Origin of the sequence: Bacillus sp. 22446 (genome assembly GCF_052044955.1) — a bacterium.
Taxonomy (GTDB): Bacteria; Bacillota; Bacilli; order Bacillales; family Bacillaceae; genus Bacillus; species Bacillus altitudinis.
On the sequence record NZ_JBQEOD010000014.1, the window covers coordinates 13,674 to 31,642 of the forward strand.

Genomic DNA, 17,969 nt, shown 5'->3' on the forward strand with positions numbered 1-17,969 from the left:
TCATGTTGAATTTTGAAAAGCTGAAAGACGGAAAACAGTTGAACGGACTTGCACTTGCTTATATGGGTGATGCCATTTTTGAAGTATACGTGAGGCATCACCTCCTCCAAACGGGGGCGACCAAACCAAATGAGCTTCATAAACGTGCAAGTAAGATCGTTTCAGCTAAATCTCAGGCCGCTATTTTATTTGAGCTTCAGCAGAAGGGCTTTTTCACAGAAGCGGAAGAAGCGGTGCTGAAAAGAGGAAGAAATGCAAAATCAGGCACAGTGCCTAAAAACACAGACGTTCAAACGTATCGTTATAGTACAGCGTTTGAAGCGCTCATGGGTTATTTATTTATTGAGAAGCAGGACGAACGCTTAGAAGAGTTGATTAGTCAGGCGATTGAAATTGGAACGTCAGGGAGGAAGACAAATGAGTCAGCAACATGATTATGTGATTGGGAAAAATGCAGTGATTGAAACACTGAAGTCAGATCGGGAGTTATACAAGCTCTGGATGGCAGAAAACACTGTAAAAGGACAAGCCCAGCAGGTCATTGAACTCGCGAAAAAGCAAAATATCACCATTCAGTATGTTCCGAGGAAAAAGCTTGATCAGATGGTAACAGGTCAGCACCAGGGAATCGTTGCACAAGTAGCAGCATATGAATATGCAGAATTGGACGATCTGTATCAAATTGCTGAAAAGCGGAATGAACAACCATTTTTCATCATCTTAGATGAAATTGAAGATCCGCACAATTTAGGGTCGATCATGCGTACGGCCGATGCTGTTGGTGCACATGGAATCGTCATTCCAAAACGACGAGCGGTAGGCTTGACGACAACTGTTGCGAAAGCATCTACTGGAGCCATTGAACATATCCCGGTCGCAAAAGTAACCAATCTTTCCAGAGCTCTTGATGAAATGAAAGAAAGAGGAATTTGGGTCGCAGGAACAGATGCATCTGCGAAGCAGGACTACAGACAATTTGATGGCACGATGCCTCTCGCTCTTGTCATTGGCAGTGAAGGAAAAGGAATTGGCCGATTGATTAAGGAAAAATGTGATTTCTTGATTAAATTGCCAATGGCCGGGAAGGTCACTTCATTAAATGCATCAGTTGCCGCTAGTCTATTGATGTATGAAGTGTATCGAAAACGTTATCCGTTAGGAGAATAGAGATGGACATCCTCTTAGTCGATGGATACAACATGATAGGTGCATGGCCTCGTTTGCAGCACTTAAAAGAAAACAGCTTTGAAGAAGCCAGAGACGTGCTGATTCAACATTTAGCAGAATATCAAGCATATACAGGGTATCGAGTCATTGTCGTATTCGATGCCCATATGGTCAAAGGAATCGAAAAGAAGCGGACAAACCACCGAGTAGAGGTCATCTTTACAAGAGAAAATGAAACGGCTGATGAGCGGATTGAAAAACTGGCACAAGACTTGAATAACATTCGGACGCAAATTCATGTGGCGACCTCTGATTATACAGAACAATGGGCGATTTTTGGACAGGGTGCACTTCGTAAGTCAGCACGAGAGCTCTTAAGAGAGATAGAAGTGATTGAACGAAAGATTGAAACACGTGTCAAAAAGATTACTTCTGATAAACCAGCATCCAAAATTGAATTGTCAGAAGATGTATTGAAAACGTTTGAAAAATGGCGGCGGGGAAACTTGGAATAGCTTGACGATATTTCAACCATTATTGTATAATATTTCTATCTAGGTGCGGTCGGGGGGATCGAAGTGAATCTAAACAACAGCAAGGGTAAGTCCATCAGAGAGCAATTTTGCCAGTTGGAAGATGAACAAGTCATTGAAAGGGTTCATGTCGGAGATAGTGATGCGCTAGATTATTTAATAACGAAATACCGCAATTTTGTACGTGCGAAAGCAAGATCTTATTTCTTGATTGGAGCGGATCGAGAGGACATTGTCCAAGAGGGGATGATCGGACTTTATAAGTCTATCCGCGATTTCAGAGAGGACAAGCTTACTTCATTTAAGGCTTTTGCAGAATTATGTATTACCCGCCAAATTATCACCGCAATTAAAACAGCTACTCGCCAAAAACATATCCCGTTAAATTCCTATGTATCATTAGACAAGCCGATATACGATGAAGAATCGGACAGAACATTATTGGACGTCATTTCCGGTGCTAAAGCGCTTAACCCAGAAGATTTAATCATTAGCAAAGAAGAATTTGATGATATTGAAATGAAAATGGGTGAATTACTAAGCGAGCTGGAAAGAAAGGTACTTGTGCTTTATCTTGATGGTAGGTCCTATCAGGAGATTTCTGAAGATTTAAACCGTCATGTGAAATCAATTGATAACGCACTCCAAAGAGTAAAGAGAAAATTAGAGAAATATTTAGAGCTGCGCGAGATCAGTCTCTAATCAAACCTATATTGACAGCTTTTTCGACACTGTGATAAGGTACTAAGGAAATGATGTCGAGAAAATAGGTGTAAATATGAGGAAAAAGATTACTCTAGCCTGTAAAGACTGCGGAAGCCGCAATTATACGACAATGAAAAGTGTTGCTTCAGCAGCTGAAAGATTAGAAGTTAAGAAATATTGCAAGACTTGTAATTCACATAAAACACATTTAGAAACGAAGTAGGATTTGCGTTCTTTAATCTGTGGAGGTCTTTTACATGCGTATTATCAGTTTCTTAAAAAGTGTCGGGAAAGAAATGAAAAAGGTCAGCTGGCCAAAGAAAAACGAAATGGTCCGCTACACGATCACTGTTATTTTAACAGTCGTATTTTTTGCCATCTTTTTCTCTTTTCTTGATATAGGAATCTCACAATTAATCGAATTAATTCATTAATACTTGAATAATGGTCTGCTGAACGTGCTATAATAGATCATAATATGACTTGCCAAAAAACCCGTTTTACGGGTTTTTTCAATTGCTTGAAAATATTTACCGGTACTCGAGATTCGTCAAATAGACATTACGAAATGTGGGGAGGGAAGGACTAAATAGTCCTGAACGAAAATGGAAAAGAATTGGTATGTTGTGCATACGTACTCTGGCTATGAGAACAAAGTGAAAGCGAACTTGGAAAAGCGTGTTGAATCAATGGGCATGCAGGATAAAATTTTCCGCGTTGTTGTACCAGAAGAAGAAGAAACGGACATTAAAAACGGTAAGAAAAAAGTAGTGAAAAAGAAAGTATTCCCTGGATATGTGCTAGTAGAAATCGTCATGACTGACGATTCTTGGTATGTCGTTCGTAATACACCAGGTGTGACAGGATTCGTTGGATCAGCTGGATCAGGCTCTAAGCCGACAGCGTTATTACCTGGCGAAGCGGAAACCATTCTGAAGAGAATGGGACTTGAAGAGCGCAAGACAGAAATCGACTTTGAACTAAAAGAAACAGTCAAGGTCATCGATGGACCATTTGCTAACTTCACAGGCTCTATCGAAGAGATTGATTATGATAAAAGCAAAGTCAAAGTATTCGTTAATATGTTTGGTAGAGAAACTCCTGTGGAACTTGAGTTCACACAGATCGATAAATTGTAATTTAAAAGAGCTTGAAATGAGTGTATAGAAGTGGTAATATAGCAAAGGTACGTCTTGAGTTCGCTCAAGATCGCTAGCTAGTTATTTCGTCATTCATATAAAGAATGAAGTTGTTGAGTGGGAGGGGGATTCCCCTATTACCACATCACGGACTTTAAGGAGGTGTGTCTCGTGGCTAAAAAAGTAGTAAAAGTTGTTAAATTGCAAATTCCTGCTGGAAAAGCTAACCCAGCTCCACCAGTTGGACCTGCACTAGGTCAAGCCGGTGTTAATATCATGGGATTCTGTAAGGAGTTTAACGCTCGTACAGCTGACCAAGCTGGTCTTATCATTCCTGTTGAAATTTCGGTTTTTGAAGACCGTTCATTTACATTTATTACTAAAACTCCACCTGCTGCAGTATTACTTAAAAAAGCAGCTGGTATTGAGTCTGGTTCTGGTGAACCTAACCGTAATAAAGTGGCAACTGTTAAGCGTGATAAAGTACGCGAAATCGCGGAAACAAAAATGCCTGACTTAAACGCTGCTAGCGTTGAATCAGCTATGCGCATGGTTGAAGGTACTGCACGCAGTATGGGTATTGTCATCGAAGATTAATTTTTTGTCTTGTTGGGTTGCGAGTTTGGTTTTGACAAGTTCGCAACCCTTATTCGTGGGAGGTTATTCCGCTAAAACCACATAAGGAGGATTTTTATAATGGCTAAAAAAGGTAAAAAGTATGTAGAAGCTGCTAAGCTGATCGATCGTACAAAAGCGTATGATGTAGCTGAAGCTGTTTCTCTTACAAAAAAAGCAAATACAGCGAAATTTGATGCGACTGTAGAAGTTGCTTTTCGTTTGGGCGTAGACCCTCGTAAAAACGATCAACAAATCCGCGGTGCAGTTGTACTTCCTAACGGAACTGGTAAAACTCAACGCGTTCTTGTGTTCGCTAAAGGCGAAAAAGCAAAAGAAGCAGAAGCTGCTGGAGCAGACTACGTTGGAGATTCTGATTACATCACTAAAATCCAACAAGGCTGGTTCGAATTCGATGTAATCGTTGCGACACCTGACATGATGGGTGAAGTTGGTAAGATCGGTCGTGTACTTGGACCAAAAGGTCTTATGCCGAACCCTAAAACAGGAACTGTAACTTTCGAAGTAGAAAAAGCAATCAATGAAATCAAAGCTGGTAAAGTAGAATACCGCGTTGATAAAGCTGGTAACATCCACGCGCCAATCGGAAAGGTTTCTTTCGAGGACGAAAAGCTTGTTGAGAACTTTGCAACAATCTATGACACAATCCTTAAAGCAAAACCTGCAGCGGCTAAAGGTGTATACGTGAAAAACGTTTCTGTTACATCTACTATGGGCCCTGGCGTGAAAGTGGATCCATCTTCTTTCTCTGCAAAATAATTCTTGACTTATCACAATCGTTTTGATAATATCAAAATGTTGTAAAATAGAATAATCATTTATACCGTAGACAGCAGGGGCCTTATGGCTTAATTAACCCGCCGAGGTGTATATGTCACAGTCTTACGTAAACGTATGCTTGTATATACAGCCTCCATGTCTTAATGGAGGCTTTTTATATGGAGAACCGTTCGTTAGGAACGTGATGGCCTGATCGGTATAAGTGTTACACAAAGAATGTACAGGAGGTGTAACCATGAGCAATGCAATCGATACTAAAAAAGTTGTCGTTGATGAAATTACTTCTAAGTTTAAAGACAGTATGTCTACTGTAATCGTAGATTACCGCGGTCTTTCAGTTTCTGAAGTGACTGAACTTCGTAAACAGCTTCGTGATGCTGGCGTAGAATTCAAAGTTTACAAAAATACTTTGACTCGCCGTGCAGTTGAACAAGTTGAACTAACGGGTTTAAACGATTTCTTAACAGGTCCAAACGCTATCGCATTCAGTAACGAAGATGTTATCGCACCTGCGAAAATCATCAACGAATTTGCGAAAAGCCACGAAGCTTTAGAAATCAAAGCTGGTGTTATCGAAGGAAACGTAGCGACTGTAGAAGAAGTGAAGGCTCTTGCGGAACTTCCGTCTCGCGAAGGCTTACTTTCTATGTTGCTTAGCGTTCTTCAAGCTCCAGTTCGTAACCTTGCTCTTGCTACTAAAGCAGTTGCAGATCAAAAAGAAGAACAAGGCGCTTAATGCGTACTTGACGTAAAAAAACTTAAAATGGAGGAATTACAAATGGCTTTAAATATCGAAGAAATCATTGCTTCAGTTAAAGAAGCAACTGTACTTGAGTTAAACGACTTAGTAAAAGCAATCGAAGAAGAATTTGGCGTAACTGCTGCTGCTCCTGTAGCTGTAGCTGCTGGTGGCGGTGCTGCTGCTGAAGAAAAAACTGATTTTGATCTAGTACTTGCTGGTGCTGGAGACCAAAAAATCAAAGTTATCAAAGTGGTTCGTGAAATCACTGGTCTTGGCTTGAAAGAAGCTAAAGAACTTGTTGACAACACTCCAAAACCACTTAAAGAAGGTATTGCTAAAGAAGAAGCTGAAGAACTTAAAGCTAAGCTTGAAGAAGTTGGCGCTTCTGTAGAAGTTAAGTAATCTTCGCCTAATCTTTTGGGAAAGCTCGCTTTTACTGGCGGGCTTTTTCTTTTCTTATCTCCTGAAACGATTGAATCCAGAGGAGGTCCATTCACCATGAGTGACCACTATTATACGGAAAAGCCATCAGTGAAAAGCAATAAACAGACATGGGACTTCACCTTGAGAAACCGTAGCTTTACTTTTACAAGTGACAGTGGAGTGTTTTCTAAGAAAGAAGTCGACTATGGTTCGAGGCTTTTAATTGAAGCTTTTGAAGAACCTGACTTGGATGGCGACGTCTTAGATGTCGGTTGCGGTTATGGACCGATCGGCTTATCGTTAGCAAACGAAATGACAGGCCGCACCATTCATATGATTGATGTGAACGAAAGAGCAGTCGAACTTTCAAAGGAAAACGCTAAGCATAATCGCATTGATAATGTCCGCATCTATCAAAGTGATTTGTTCTCGAATGTTCATTCATCAGCTGCTTTTGCCTCTATACTGACCAATCCCCCAATACGGGCAGGGAAGAAAGTAGTACATGCGATCTTTGAAAAAAGTGCTGATCATTTATTGCCGGAAGGTGAGTTGTGGGTGGTTATTCAGAAAAAACAAGGTGGACCATCTGCGATTGAGAAATTAGAGCAGCTTTTTGGAGAAGTGACGGTCGTTATGAAAAAAAAGGGCTACTATATTATCAAAGCTAAAAAAGTTTGACGCAGTTTCCTAGCTGTGTTAACATTATAAAATGCCAATGTGTATATTTTGCTTGATAGGCTTAAAAAACAACTATTTTGTATAAATTATGCATACTTGGGAAAACTAATAAAATCGGTATTTGTTTTTGGATGTGGTTTTCTTATTTTAGAAACCCTTTTTTCTTTTGTCTTGTAAAAGTATTTCTTTACTGACATTTGAAAGACAGAAATACTTTTTACACATATAATACGCATGATTTGAGGGGTGAATCAGTTGACAGGTCAACTAGTTCAGTATGGACGACACCGCCAGCGCAGAAGCTACGCACGCATAAGCGAAGTGTTAGAATTACCAAATCTCATTGAAATTCAAACCTCTTCTTATCAGTGGTTTCTTGATGAGGGTCTTAGAGAGATGTTTCAAGATATATCCCCAATTGAGGATTTTACTGGTAACCTTTCTCTTGAATTCATTGATTACAGCCTAGGGGATCCTAAGTATCCTGTAGCAGAATCAAAAGAACGTGATGTAACTTACTCTGCTCCACTAAGAGTAAAAGTTCGTTTAATTAACAAAGAAACTGGAGAAGTAAAAGACCAAGATGTGTTTATGGGTGATTTCCCAATCATGACAGACACAGGTACTTTTATCATTAATGGTGCGGAACGTGTAATCGTTTCTCAGTTAGTACGTTCTCCAAGTGTATATTTCAGTGGTAAAGTAGACAAAAACGGTAAAAAAGGTTTTACTGCGACTGTCATTCCAAACCGTGGCGCATGGTTAGAATACGAAACTGATGCGAAGGATGTAGTCTATGTACGCATCGATCGCACACGTAAGTTGCCGGTTACGGTTCTTTTGCGTGCTCTCGGCTTCAGCTCTGATCAAGAGATTCTTGACCTCATTGGCGAGAATGAATACTTACGCAACACGTTGGAAAAAGACAATACAGAGAATGCCGATAAAGCACTTCTCGAAATCTACGAGCGTCTTCGTCCCGGAGAGCCACCAACTGTTGAAAATGCGAAAAGCTTGCTAGACTCTCGCTTCTTTGATCCGAAGAGATATGACTTAGCAAATGTTGGACGCTACAAGATTAATAAGAAGCTTCATATTAAAAATAGACTATTCAATCAAAAATTGGCTGAAACGCTAGTTGATCCTGAAACAGGTGAAATCCTAGCAGAAAAAGGTCAAATTTTAGATAGAAGAGTGCTTGATAAAGTTCTTCCATACTTAGAAAACGGCATCGGATTTAGAAAGCTTTATCCAAACGGTGGCGTAGTAGAGGATGAAGTAGAACTTCAATCTATCAAGATTTATGCACCAACTGATCAAGAAGGCGAGCAAGTGATCAACGTGATTGGTAATGCATATGTAGAGGAAGCTGTGAAGAACATCACGCCTTCTGACATCATTGCTTCAATCAGTTACTTCTTTAACCTGCTTCATGGAGTAGGTGACACAGATGATATCGATCACCTTGGTAACCGTCGTCTGCGTTCTGTAGGTGAACTTCTGCAAAACCAATTCCGTATTGGTTTAAGCAGAATGGAGCGTGTTGTTCGTGAAAGAATGTCGATTCAAGACACGAACACGATCACACCTCAGCAGCTGATCAACATCCGTCCTGTGATCGCTTCTATCAAAGAGTTCTTTGGTAGCTCTCAGCTTTCTCAGTTCATGGATCAAACAAACCCGCTTGCTGAATTGACGCACAAACGTCGTCTGTCAGCGCTTGGACCGGGTGGTTTGACACGTGAGCGTGCAGGAATGGAAGTTCGTGACGTTCACTATTCTCACTATGGTCGTATGTGTCCGATTGAAACACCAGAGGGTCCAAACATTGGTTTGATTAACTCTCTATCTTCATTTGCAAAAGTGAATCGCTTCGGCTTTATTGAAACACCTTACCGCCGGGTTGACCCTGAAACAGGTAAAGTGACACCGAGAATCGATTACTTAACGGCTGATGAAGAGGATAACTACGTTGTAGCACAAGCGAACGCTATATTAGGTGAAGATGGTTCGTTTATCGATGATAATATCATTGCTCGTTTTAGAGGGGAAAACACCGTTGTTCCTCGAAACCGCGTTGACTACATGGACGTTTCGCCGAAGCAGGTTGTTTCTGCAGCGACAGCATGTATCCCATTCTTAGAAAACGATGACTCTAACCGTGCTCTAATGGGAGCGAACATGCAACGTCAGGCTGTGCCTTTGATGCAGCCGGAATCACCGATTGTTGGTACAGGTATGGAGTATGTATCAGGTAAAGACTCTGGTGCTGCTGTGATCTGCCGTTACCCAGGTGTTGTAGAACGTGTTGAAGCGAAGAATATTTGGGTTCGCCGTTATGAAGACGTTGACGGACAACAAGTCAAAGGAAACCTAGACAAATACAGCTTGCTGAAATTTGTCCGCTCTAACCAAGGGACTTGCTACAACCAGCGCCCAATTGTAAGTGTTGGAGATGAAGTCGTCAAAGGAGAAATCCTTGCAGACGGTCCTTCTATGGAAAAAGGTGAATTGGCTCTAGGACGTAACGTCATGGTCGGCTTCATGACTTGGGACGGTTACAACTATGAGGATGCGATCATTATGAGTGAGCGCCTTGTAAAAGATGACGTCTACACTTCTATTCATATTGAAGAATATGAATCAGAAGCTCGTGATACAAAGCTTGGACCAGAAGAAATTACGCGTGATATTCCAAACGTTGGAGAGGATGCTTTACGCAACCTTGACGAGCGCGGAATCATCCGTATTGGTGCAGAAGTAAAAGACGGAGACCTTCTTGTCGGGAAAGTAACGCCTAAAGGTGTAACAGAACTAACAGCTGAAGAACGTCTATTACATGCAATCTTCGGTGAAAAGGCTCGTGAAGTGCGTGATACGTCTCTACGTGTACCACACGGCGGCGGCGGAATCATCCACGATGTCAAAGTCTTTAACCGTGAAGATGGAGATGAATTACCACCAGGTGTTAACCAGTTAGTCCGCGTATACATCGTTCAGAAGCGTAAAATTTCTGAAGGTGACAAAATGGCCGGACGACATGGTAACAAAGGGGTTATCTCTAAAATCCTTCCAGAAGAAGATATGCCGTATCTTCCAGACGGAACACCGATTGATATCATGTTAAACCCTCTAGGGGTACCATCTCGTATGAATATCGGTCAGGTACTTGAGCTTCATATGGGTATGGCTGCACGTTACCTAGGCATCCACATTGCGTCACCAGTATTTGATGGTGCTCGTGAGGAAGATGTTTGGGAAACGCTTGAAGAAGCAGGTATGTCCCGTGATGCGAAAACAGTCCTTTATGATGGTCGAACTGGTGAACCATTCGACAACCGTGTATCTGTTGGAATCATGTATATGATCAAACTAGCTCACATGGTTGACGATAAACTTCACGCACGTTCAACTGGACCATACTCACTTGTTACGCAGCAGCCACTGGGCGGTAAAGCACAGTTTGGTGGACAGCGTTTCGGAGAGATGGAAGTATGGGCACTTGAAGCTTACGGTGCAGCATATACACTTCAAGAAATCTTAACTGTAAAATCGGATGACGTTGTGGGTCGTGTGAAAACATACGAAGCGATCGTCAAAGGGGATAACGTACCTGAACCAGGTGTCCCTGAATCATTCAAAGTATTAATTAAAGAACTTCAAAGTTTAGGTATGGATGTGAAAATTCTATCTGGCGATGAAGAAGAGATAGAAATGAGAGATTTAGAAGACGATGAGGAAACGAAGAAAGCAGACGGATTAGCGTTATCTAATGACGAAGATGCTGCAGACCTCGCACCTGTCGATCTTGAACGTGACGCAGTCACAAAAGAATAGCAGAAACGATTAGAGCAAGTGACTAGGGTATAACCCGAAGATTAAAAGGGAGGTAGGCCCCTTGCTAGATGTGAACAATTTTGAGTATATGAACATCGGTCTCGCATCACCTGATAAAATCCGTTCTTGGTCTTTTGGTGAAGTGAAAAAGCCTGAAACGATTAACTATCGTACACTGAAACCGGAAAAAGATGGTCTCTTTTGTGAACGTATCTTCGGACCGCAAAAAGACTGGGAATGTCATTGTGGAAAGTATAAACGCGTTCGTTATAAGGGTGTTGTATGTGACCGTTGTGGTGTAGAAGTAACACGGGCAAAAGTCCGTCGTGAGAGAATGGGGCATATCGAACTGGCTGCCCCAGTTTCCCACATTTGGTATTTCAAAGGTATCCCAAGCCGTATGGGTCTTGTTCTAGATATGTCACCACGTGCGTTAGAAGAAGTGATTTACTTCGCTTCTTACGTCGTGACTGATCCGGGCAACACACCGCTTGAGAAGAAACAACTTCTTTCTGAGAAAGAATTCCGTGCTTATTTAGATAAATACGGTAACACCTTCCAAGCAGCTATGGGTGCAGAAGCAATTAACAAACTTCTTCAAGATATCGATCTTGTGAAAGAAGTAGATACACTCAAAGAAGAGCTAAAAACAGCTCAAGGACAGCGTCGTACACGTGCGATCAAACGTCTTGAAGTGTTGGAAGCTTTCCGTAACTCAGGAAACAAACCGTCTTGGATGATCCTTGATGTACTTCCGGTTATTCCACCAGAATTACGTCCAATGGTTCAGCTTGATGGCGGACGTTTTGCTACTTCTGACTTGAACGACCTTTATCGTCGTGTCATCAACCGTAACAATCGTCTGAAACGTTTATTAGATCTTGGCGCGCCAAGCATCATCGTACAGAACGAGAAGCGTATGCTTCAAGAAGCTGTCGATGCCTTGATTGATAATGGACGTAGAGGCCGACCAGTAACAGGACCAGGAAATAGACCATTGAAATCTCTTTCTCACATGCTGAAAGGGAAACAAGGACGTTTCCGTCAAAACTTGCTTGGTAAACGTGTTGACTATTCTGGACGTTCCGTTATCGTCGTTGGACCACATTTGAAAATGTATCAGTGTGGACTTCCGAAAGAAATGGCTCTTGAACTATTCAAACCATTCGTGATGAAGGAGCTTGTTGAAAAAGGATTAGCTCACAACATTAAGAGCGCGAAACGTAAGATTGAGCGTGTGCAGCCGGAAGTTTGGGATGTTTTAGAATCAGTAATTCGTGAGCATCCAGTTTTACTAAACCGTGCACCAACTCTTCACAGACTTGGTATTCAAGCGTTTGAACCTACACTTGTGGAAGGACGCGCAATTCGTCTGCATCCACTTGTATGTACTGCCTACAACGCTGACTTTGATGGTGACCAAATGGCGGTTCACGTACCATTATCTGCTGAAGCTCAAGCTGAAGCTCGTATCTTAATGCTTGCTGCTCAAAACATTTTGAACCCGAAAGATGGAAAACCTGTTGTTACGCCATCTCAGGATATGGTGCTTGGTAACTATTACCTTACACTTGAGCGTAAAGGTGCTATCGGAGAAGGTATGGTCTTCAAAGATACGGATGAAGCCCTTCTTGCTTATCAAAATGGGTATGTACATCTTCATACTCGTGTAGCTGTTGCAGCTAGCTCGTTGAAGAACGTTACATTCACTGATGAACAGCGTTCTAAATTGTTGATTACAACAGTTGGAAAATTGATCTTTAACGAAATCTTACCGGAATCATTCCCATACATGAATGAACCGACTAAGAGCAATATTGAAGAAAAAACGCCTGATCGTTTCTTCCTTGAAAAAGGTGAGGATGTCAAAGCTGCGATCGAGAAACAAGAAATCAATGCGCCGTTCAAAAAAGGTATTTTAGGTAAAATCATTGCTGAAATCTTTAAGAGATTCCATATCACTGAAACATCTAAAATGCTTGACCGCATGAAAAATCTTGGTTTCAGATATTCTACTAAAGCCGGTATTACGGTTGGTGTATCTGATATCGTGGTACTAGACGATAAACAAAAAATCCTTGAAGAAGCACAAGCAAAAGTAGATAACGTCATGAAGCAATTCAGACGTGGTTTGATTACAGAAGAAGAGCGTTATGAGAGAGTCATTTCAATCTGGAGTTCTTCTAAAGATGTCATCCAAGGTAAACTGATGAAGTCCCTTGATGAAGTCAACCCAATCTACATGATGAGTGACTCTGGAGCGCGTGGTAACGCATCTAACTTCACTCAGCTGGCTGGTATGCGTGGTCTGATGGCCAACCCGGCTGGACGTATCATTGAACTTCCGATTAAATCTAGTTTCCGTGAAGGTTTAACAGTATTGGAATACTTTATTTCCACTCACGGAGCGCGTAAAGGTCTTGCCGATACAGCTCTTAAAACAGCTGACTCAGGTTACCTCACGCGTCGTCTCGTTGACGTTGCACAGGATGTTATCATCCGTGAAACAGATTGCGGTACAGACCGTGGAATCTTGGCGAAGTCCATTAAAGAAGGAAATGAAATTATTGAGAAACTTGAAGAACGTCTTATCGGACGTTTTGCAAGAAAACCAATTATTCATCCTGAAACGGGCGAAGTCATTGTTGGCGAAAACGAACTAATTGATGAAGATAAAGCACTTGAAGTGGTTGAAGCAGGAATCGAGGAAGTATGGATCCGTTCTGCATTTACATGTAACACGCCTCATGGTGTATGTAAACGATGCTACGGCCGTAACCTTGCAACTGGTACTGACGTTGAAGTCGGTGAAGCAGTTGGAATCATCGCTGCACAATCGATCGGTGAGCCAGGAACACAGCTTACAATGCGTACGTTCCACACCGGTGGGGTAGCAGGAGACGATATCACTCAAGGTTTACCTCGTATCCAAGAGTTATTTGAAGCGCGTAATCCGAAAGGGCAGGCAACCATTTCTGAAATTGATGGTGTCGTTGCTGAAATTAACGATGTTCGTGACAAGCAACAGGAAATTGTGGTTCAAGGTGAAGTTGAAACTCGCTCTTACACAGCTCCTTACAATGCACGTCTGAAAGTTGTTGAAGGTGACAAAGTCACTCGTGGTCAAGTACTGACAGAAGGTTCAATCGATCCGAAAGAACTTCTTAAAGTGACTGACATGACAGCTGTTCAAGAATATCTGCTTCATGAAGTACAAAAAGTATACCGTATGCAAGGGGTAGAAATCGGAGATAAGCACGTAGAAGTAATGGTTCGCCAAATGCTTCGTAAAGTGCGTGTCGCTGATGCGGGGGATACAGATGTATTACCAGGCACACTTCTTGATGTACACCAATTCACAGAAGCGAACAAAAAAGTACTATTCGAAGGCAAACGTCCTGCAACAGGCCGTCCAGTTCTTCTTGGTATTACAAAAGCATCGCTTGAAACAGACTCATTCTTGTCTGCAGCATCCTTCCAAGAAACGACTCGTGTCCTAACAGATGCGGCGATCAAAGGAAAACGTGATGAACTGCTTGGCTTGAAAGAGAATGTCATCATCGGTAAACTTGTTCCTGCTGGAACTGGAATGCCAAACTACCGTAAAGTTAAGCCGGTTTCACAAGTGCAGCCGTCTGACGATATGGTTCCTGTAGAGTAATCTTTCTCTTAAGATTTCTATAAAAATCATCAAAAAATGGTGAAGGATGTCAAGATAATCTGTCAAACGATATTGACATCCTTCTGCCATGATGATAATATAACCAAGGTGCTCAAAATAAAACCTGTTACTTTGGAGGATATTCGATGTCTTATGATAAAGTATCACAGGCTCAATCCATTATTATTGGTACGAAGCAAACAGTAAAAGCTCTGAAACGAGATTCAGTGAAGGAAATCGTCGTAGCGAAAGATGCTGATCCTGCTTTAACCGCTAGTGTAATGAAACTAGCGCAAGAGAAGGGTGTAGACATTTTAGTGGTAGATTCCATGAAAAAGCTCGGCAAGGCCTGCGGAATTGAAGTTGGGGCAGCAGCTGTTGCCATTATGTTATAGCGTACTTGTTTTGTTTTTGCATGCTTAAAATGCAAAAGCATTGTTTTTTGCCTTTTGATGAACCACCTGGGTATGTGGGTTATAAAAAAAGTAATGAAGGGAGGAATAACAACATGCCTACAATTAATCAGCTAATACGCAAAGGACGCGTGAGTAAAGTTGAAAACTCAAAGTCTCCTGCACTTAACAAAGGATACAACAGTTTCAAAAAAGAGCACACTAACGTAACATCTCCACAGAAGCGCGGGGTTTGTACTCGTGTCGGTACAATGACACCGAAAAAACCAAACTCAGCACTACGTAAATATGCTCGTGTACGTTTGTCTAACCTGATTGAGGTAACAGCTTACATTCCTGGTATCGGACATAACCTACAAGAGCACAGTGTAGTACTTATCCGTGGCGGACGTGTAAAAGACTTACCGGGTGTACGTTACCACATCGTTCGTGGTGCGCTTGATACTGCCGGAGTTGACGGTCGTATGCAAGGACGTTCTAAATACGGAACAAAACGCCCTAAACAAAGCAAATAATATAAACAAACATAAGGGTTTTTAGAAGTTGAGTTCAGATCAGTGGAGTCAGGCAGCTGACAATGAAATTGAGATGAAAGACAGATAGAAATCCTTTTAAAAGAGAAGGGAGGCTATTCAGATGCCACGTAAAGGTCCTGTAGCAAAAAGAGACGTTTTGCCAGATCCAATTTACAATTCTAAACTTGTATCTCGTTTGATCAACAAAATGATGATCGACGGTAAAAGAGGAAAGTCACAAACTATTCTCTACAAGTCATTTGATATCATCAAAGAACGTACTGGTAATGAAGCGATGGAGGTTTTCGAACAAGCCTTGAAAAACATCATGCCAGTTCTTGAAGTTAAAGCACGTCGTGTAGGTGGAGCTAACTACCAAGTTCCTGTAGAAGTTCGCCCAGATCGTCGTACGACTTTAGGTCTTCGCTGGTTAGTAAACTACGCTCGTCTTCGTGGAGAAAAAACGATGGAAGAGCGTCTTGCTAACGAAATCCTTGACGCAGCTAACAACACTGGTGCTGCTGTTAAGAAACGTGAAGATACACACAAAATGGCAGAAGCGAACAAAGCATTCGCTCACTACCGCTGGTAGGATTTATACCAAACTAAAAAAACTATTCCCTAATAAGGAAGGAGAAATTACCCAATGGCAAGAGAGTTCTCCTTAGACAAAACTCGTAATATTGGTATCATGGCTCACATCGATGCCGGTAAAACGACAACGACTGAGCGTATCTTGTACTACACTGGTCGTATCCATAAAATTGGTGAAACTCACGAAGGAGCTTCACAAATGGACTGGATGGAGCAGGAGCAAGAACGTGGTATTACAATCACTTCTGCTGCTACTACAGCACAATGGAAAGGTTACCGTGTAAACATCATTGATACACCAGGACACGTAGACTTCACTGTTGAAGTTGAACGTTCTTTGCGTGTACTTGATGGTGCGGTTGCTGTTCTTGATGCACAATCAGGTGTAGAGCCTCAAACTGAAACAGTTTGGCGCCAAGCAACAACTTACGGAGTACCTCGTATCGTATTCGTTAACAAAATGGATAAAACCGGTGCGGACTTCCTTTACTCTGTAAGCACATTAAGAGATCGTCTTCAAGCGAACGCTCATGCAATTCAATTGCCGATCGGCGCTGAAGATCAATTCGAAGGAATCATCGACCTTGTAGAAAACGTAGCATACTTCTACGAAGATGACCTTGGAACTCGCTCTGATGCACAAGAAATCCCTGCTGAGTATAAAGATAAAGCTGAAGAGCTTCGCAGCAGCTTAATTGAAGCTGTCGCTGAGCTTGATGAAGAGCTTATGGAAAAATACCTTGAGGGTGAAGAAATCACAATTCCTGAATTGAAAGCTGCAATCCGTAAAGGAACTTTGAATGTTGAATTCTACCCAGTTCTTGTTGGATCTGCTTTCAAAAACAAAGGTGTTCAGCTTGTACTTGACGCTGTGCTTGACTACCTTCCTGCACCAACTGATGTTGCTGCAATTAAAGGTACATTGCCAGATACAAATGAAGAGGTTGTACGTGAGTCTACTGATGACGCACCATTCGCAGCTCTTGCATTTAAAGTTATGACTGACCCTTATGTTGGGAAACTAACTTTCTTCCGCGTATACTCTGGAACACTTGATTCTGGTTCTTACGTGAAGAACTCTTCTAAGAACAAGCGTGAGCGTGTTGGACGTATCCTTCAAATGCACGCAAACAGCCGTGAAGAAATCTCTACTGTATATGCAGGGGATATCGCAGCAGCTGTTGGTCTTAAAGATACATCTACTGGTGATACTCTTTGTGACGAGAAAAATCTTGTTATCCTTGAGTCTATGGAATTCCCAGAGCCAGTTATCGATGTAGCTATCGAGCCTAAATCTAAGGCTGACCAAGATAAAATGGGTATCGCTTTAGCTAAACTAGCTGAAGAGGATCCAACATTCCGTACACAAACAAACACTGAAACTGGTCAAACGATCATCTCTGGTATGGGTGAGCTTCACCTTGATATCATTGTTGACCGTATGAAGCGTGAGTTCAAGGTTGAAGCTAACGTAGGAGCTCCTCAAGTTGCGTACCGTGAAACATTCCGTTCTAGTGCAAAAGTTGAAGGTAAATTCGTACGTCAGTCTGGTGGACGCGGTCAGTTCGGACACGTTTGGATCGAATTCGAACCAAACGAAGAAGGCGCAGGCTTCGAATTCACAAATGCAATCGTCGGTGGGGTTGTTCCACGTGAATACATTCCAGCAATTCAAGCAGGTCTTGAAGATTCACTAGAAAATGGTGTATTAGCTGGATTCCCATTAATCGACATCAAAGCAAAATTATTCGATGGATCTTACCACGATGTTGACTCTAACGAAATGGCGTTTAAAATTGCTGCATCTATGGCATTGAAAAATGCTGTCAGCAAATGTAACCCAGTTCTACTTGAGCCAATGATGAAAGTAGAAGTCGTTATCCCAGAAGAATACATGGGAGACATCATGGGTGATATCACATCTCGTCGTGGACGTGTAGAAGGTATGGAAGCTCGCGGTAACGCTCAAGTTGTTCGCGCTATGGTTCCACTTTCTGAAATGTTCGGATATGCAACTGCACTCCGTTCTAACACACAAGGACGCGGTACTTTCACTATGCACATGGATCACTACGAAGAAGTGCCTAAGAGCATCAGTGAAGAAATCATCAAAAAAAATAAAGGTGAATAATTGATTTTGCCT

General features: G+C 41.8%; 18 protein-coding genes and 1 other annotated feature. All 18 genes read left to right on the forward strand.

Annotation, left to right across the window (positions count from 1 at the left end):
* Positions 1 to 2 precede the first annotated feature (2 nt).
* The 18 genes from ACTJJD_RS18295 to fusA all read left to right on the forward strand — a co-directional run bounded on the left by ACTJJD_RS18295 (position 3) and on the right by fusA (position 17,957).
* Entirely contained in the window at positions 3 to 434 is a 432-nt protein-coding gene (locus tag ACTJJD_RS18295) for a Mini-ribonuclease 3 (RefSeq protein ID WP_008345428.1), read from the forward strand.
* On the forward strand, positions 418 to 1,167 hold the full coding sequence (gene rlmB, locus ACTJJD_RS18300; protein ID WP_017359163.1) for a 23S rRNA (guanosine(2251)-2'-O)-methyltransferase RlmB: 750 nt from the start codon (positions 418 to 420) through the stop codon (positions 1,165 to 1,167). Before ACTJJD_RS18295 ends, rlmB begins: the two co-directional genes overlap by 17 nt.
* Before the next feature lie 2 nt (positions 1,168 to 1,169).
* Positions 1,170 to 1,682 carry a ribosome-dependent mRNA decay endonuclease Rae1/YacP gene (gene rae1 / locus ACTJJD_RS18305; RefSeq protein ID WP_007496285.1) on the forward strand — a complete coding sequence of 171 codons (513 nt, stop codon included), beginning with the start codon at positions 1,170 to 1,172 and terminating at the stop codon, positions 1,680 to 1,682.
* A gap of 63 nt (positions 1,683 to 1,745) precedes the next feature.
* Entirely contained in the window at positions 1,746 to 2,402 is a 657-nt protein-coding gene (gene sigH / locus ACTJJD_RS18310) for an RNA polymerase sporulation sigma factor SigH (protein ID WP_008345424.1), read from the forward strand.
* Positions 2,403 to 2,478: 76 nt separating this feature from the next.
* Entirely contained in the window at positions 2,479 to 2,628 is a 150-nt protein-coding gene (gene rpmG, locus ACTJJD_RS18315) for a 50S ribosomal protein L33 (protein ID WP_008356502.1), read from the forward strand.
* Positions 2,629 to 2,662: 34 nt separating this feature from the next.
* A complete protein-coding gene (gene secE / locus ACTJJD_RS18320; RefSeq protein ID WP_008345422.1) occupies positions 2,663 to 2,839 on the forward strand; it encodes a preprotein translocase subunit SecE in 177 nt (58 codons plus the stop codon).
* A gap of 171 nt (positions 2,840 to 3,010) precedes the next feature.
* On the forward strand, positions 3,011 to 3,544 hold the full coding sequence (gene nusG, locus ACTJJD_RS18325) for a transcription termination/antitermination protein NusG (protein ID WP_003217197.1): 534 nt from the start codon (positions 3,011 to 3,013) through the stop codon (positions 3,542 to 3,544).
* A gap of 171 nt (positions 3,545 to 3,715) precedes the next feature.
* Positions 3,716 to 4,141, forward strand: a complete 426-nt coding sequence (gene rplK / locus ACTJJD_RS18330; RefSeq protein ID WP_003216956.1) for a 50S ribosomal protein L11 — start codon at positions 3,716 to 3,718, stop codon at positions 4,139 to 4,141.
* A gap of 99 nt (positions 4,142 to 4,240) precedes the next feature.
* Entirely contained in the window at positions 4,241 to 4,939 is a 699-nt protein-coding gene (gene rplA, locus ACTJJD_RS18335; protein WP_017359164.1) for a 50S ribosomal protein L1, read from the forward strand.
* Positions 4,940 to 4,985: 46 nt separating this feature from the next.
* Positions 4,986 to 5,126: a sequence feature (ribosomal protein L10 leader region), on the forward strand.
* 69 nt (positions 5,127 to 5,195) lie between these two features.
* A complete protein-coding gene (rplJ, locus tag ACTJJD_RS18340) occupies positions 5,196 to 5,696 on the forward strand; it encodes a 50S ribosomal protein L10 (RefSeq protein ID WP_003217048.1) in 501 nt (166 codons plus the stop codon).
* A gap of 42 nt (positions 5,697 to 5,738) precedes the next feature.
* Positions 5,739 to 6,104 carry a 50S ribosomal protein L7/L12 gene (gene rplL / locus ACTJJD_RS18345; RefSeq protein ID WP_008345418.1) on the forward strand — a complete coding sequence of 122 codons (366 nt, stop codon included), beginning with the start codon at positions 5,739 to 5,741 and terminating at the stop codon, positions 6,102 to 6,104.
* A 96-nt stretch (positions 6,105 to 6,200) separates the two neighbouring features.
* Positions 6,201 to 6,806, forward strand: coding sequence for a class I SAM-dependent methyltransferase (locus ACTJJD_RS18350; RefSeq protein WP_007496296.1), 606 nt, complete (start codon positions 6,201 to 6,203; stop codon positions 6,804 to 6,806).
* Positions 6,807 to 7,061: 255 nt separating this feature from the next.
* Entirely contained in the window at positions 7,062 to 10,643 is a 3,582-nt protein-coding gene (gene rpoB, locus ACTJJD_RS18355) for a DNA-directed RNA polymerase subunit beta (RefSeq protein ID WP_007496297.1), read from the forward strand.
* Positions 10,644 to 10,704: 61 nt separating this feature from the next.
* Entirely contained in the window at positions 10,705 to 14,304 is a 3,600-nt protein-coding gene (gene rpoC / locus ACTJJD_RS18360; protein WP_017366455.1) for a DNA-directed RNA polymerase subunit beta', read from the forward strand.
* Positions 14,305 to 14,450: 146 nt separating this feature from the next.
* Positions 14,451 to 14,699, forward strand: a complete 249-nt coding sequence (locus ACTJJD_RS18365; protein ID WP_008345416.1) for a 50S ribosomal protein L7ae-like protein — start codon at positions 14,451 to 14,453, stop codon at positions 14,697 to 14,699.
* Between the two features lie 113 nt (positions 14,700 to 14,812).
* Positions 14,813 to 15,232: a 30S ribosomal protein S12 gene (rpsL, locus tag ACTJJD_RS18370; RefSeq protein WP_003216962.1), complete on the forward strand. Its 420-nt coding sequence runs from the start codon at positions 14,813 to 14,815 to the stop codon at positions 15,230 to 15,232.
* Between the two features lie 121 nt (positions 15,233 to 15,353).
* Complete coding sequence (gene rpsG / locus ACTJJD_RS18375) at positions 15,354 to 15,824, forward strand: 30S ribosomal protein S7 (RefSeq protein ID WP_003216884.1); 471 nt, start codon at positions 15,354 to 15,356, stop codon at positions 15,822 to 15,824.
* 54 nt (positions 15,825 to 15,878) lie between these two features.
* Complete coding sequence (gene fusA, locus ACTJJD_RS18380) at positions 15,879 to 17,957, forward strand: elongation factor G (protein ID WP_007496301.1); 2,079 nt, start codon at positions 15,879 to 15,881, stop codon at positions 17,955 to 17,957.
* Positions 17,958 to 17,969: the final 12 nt, after the last annotated feature.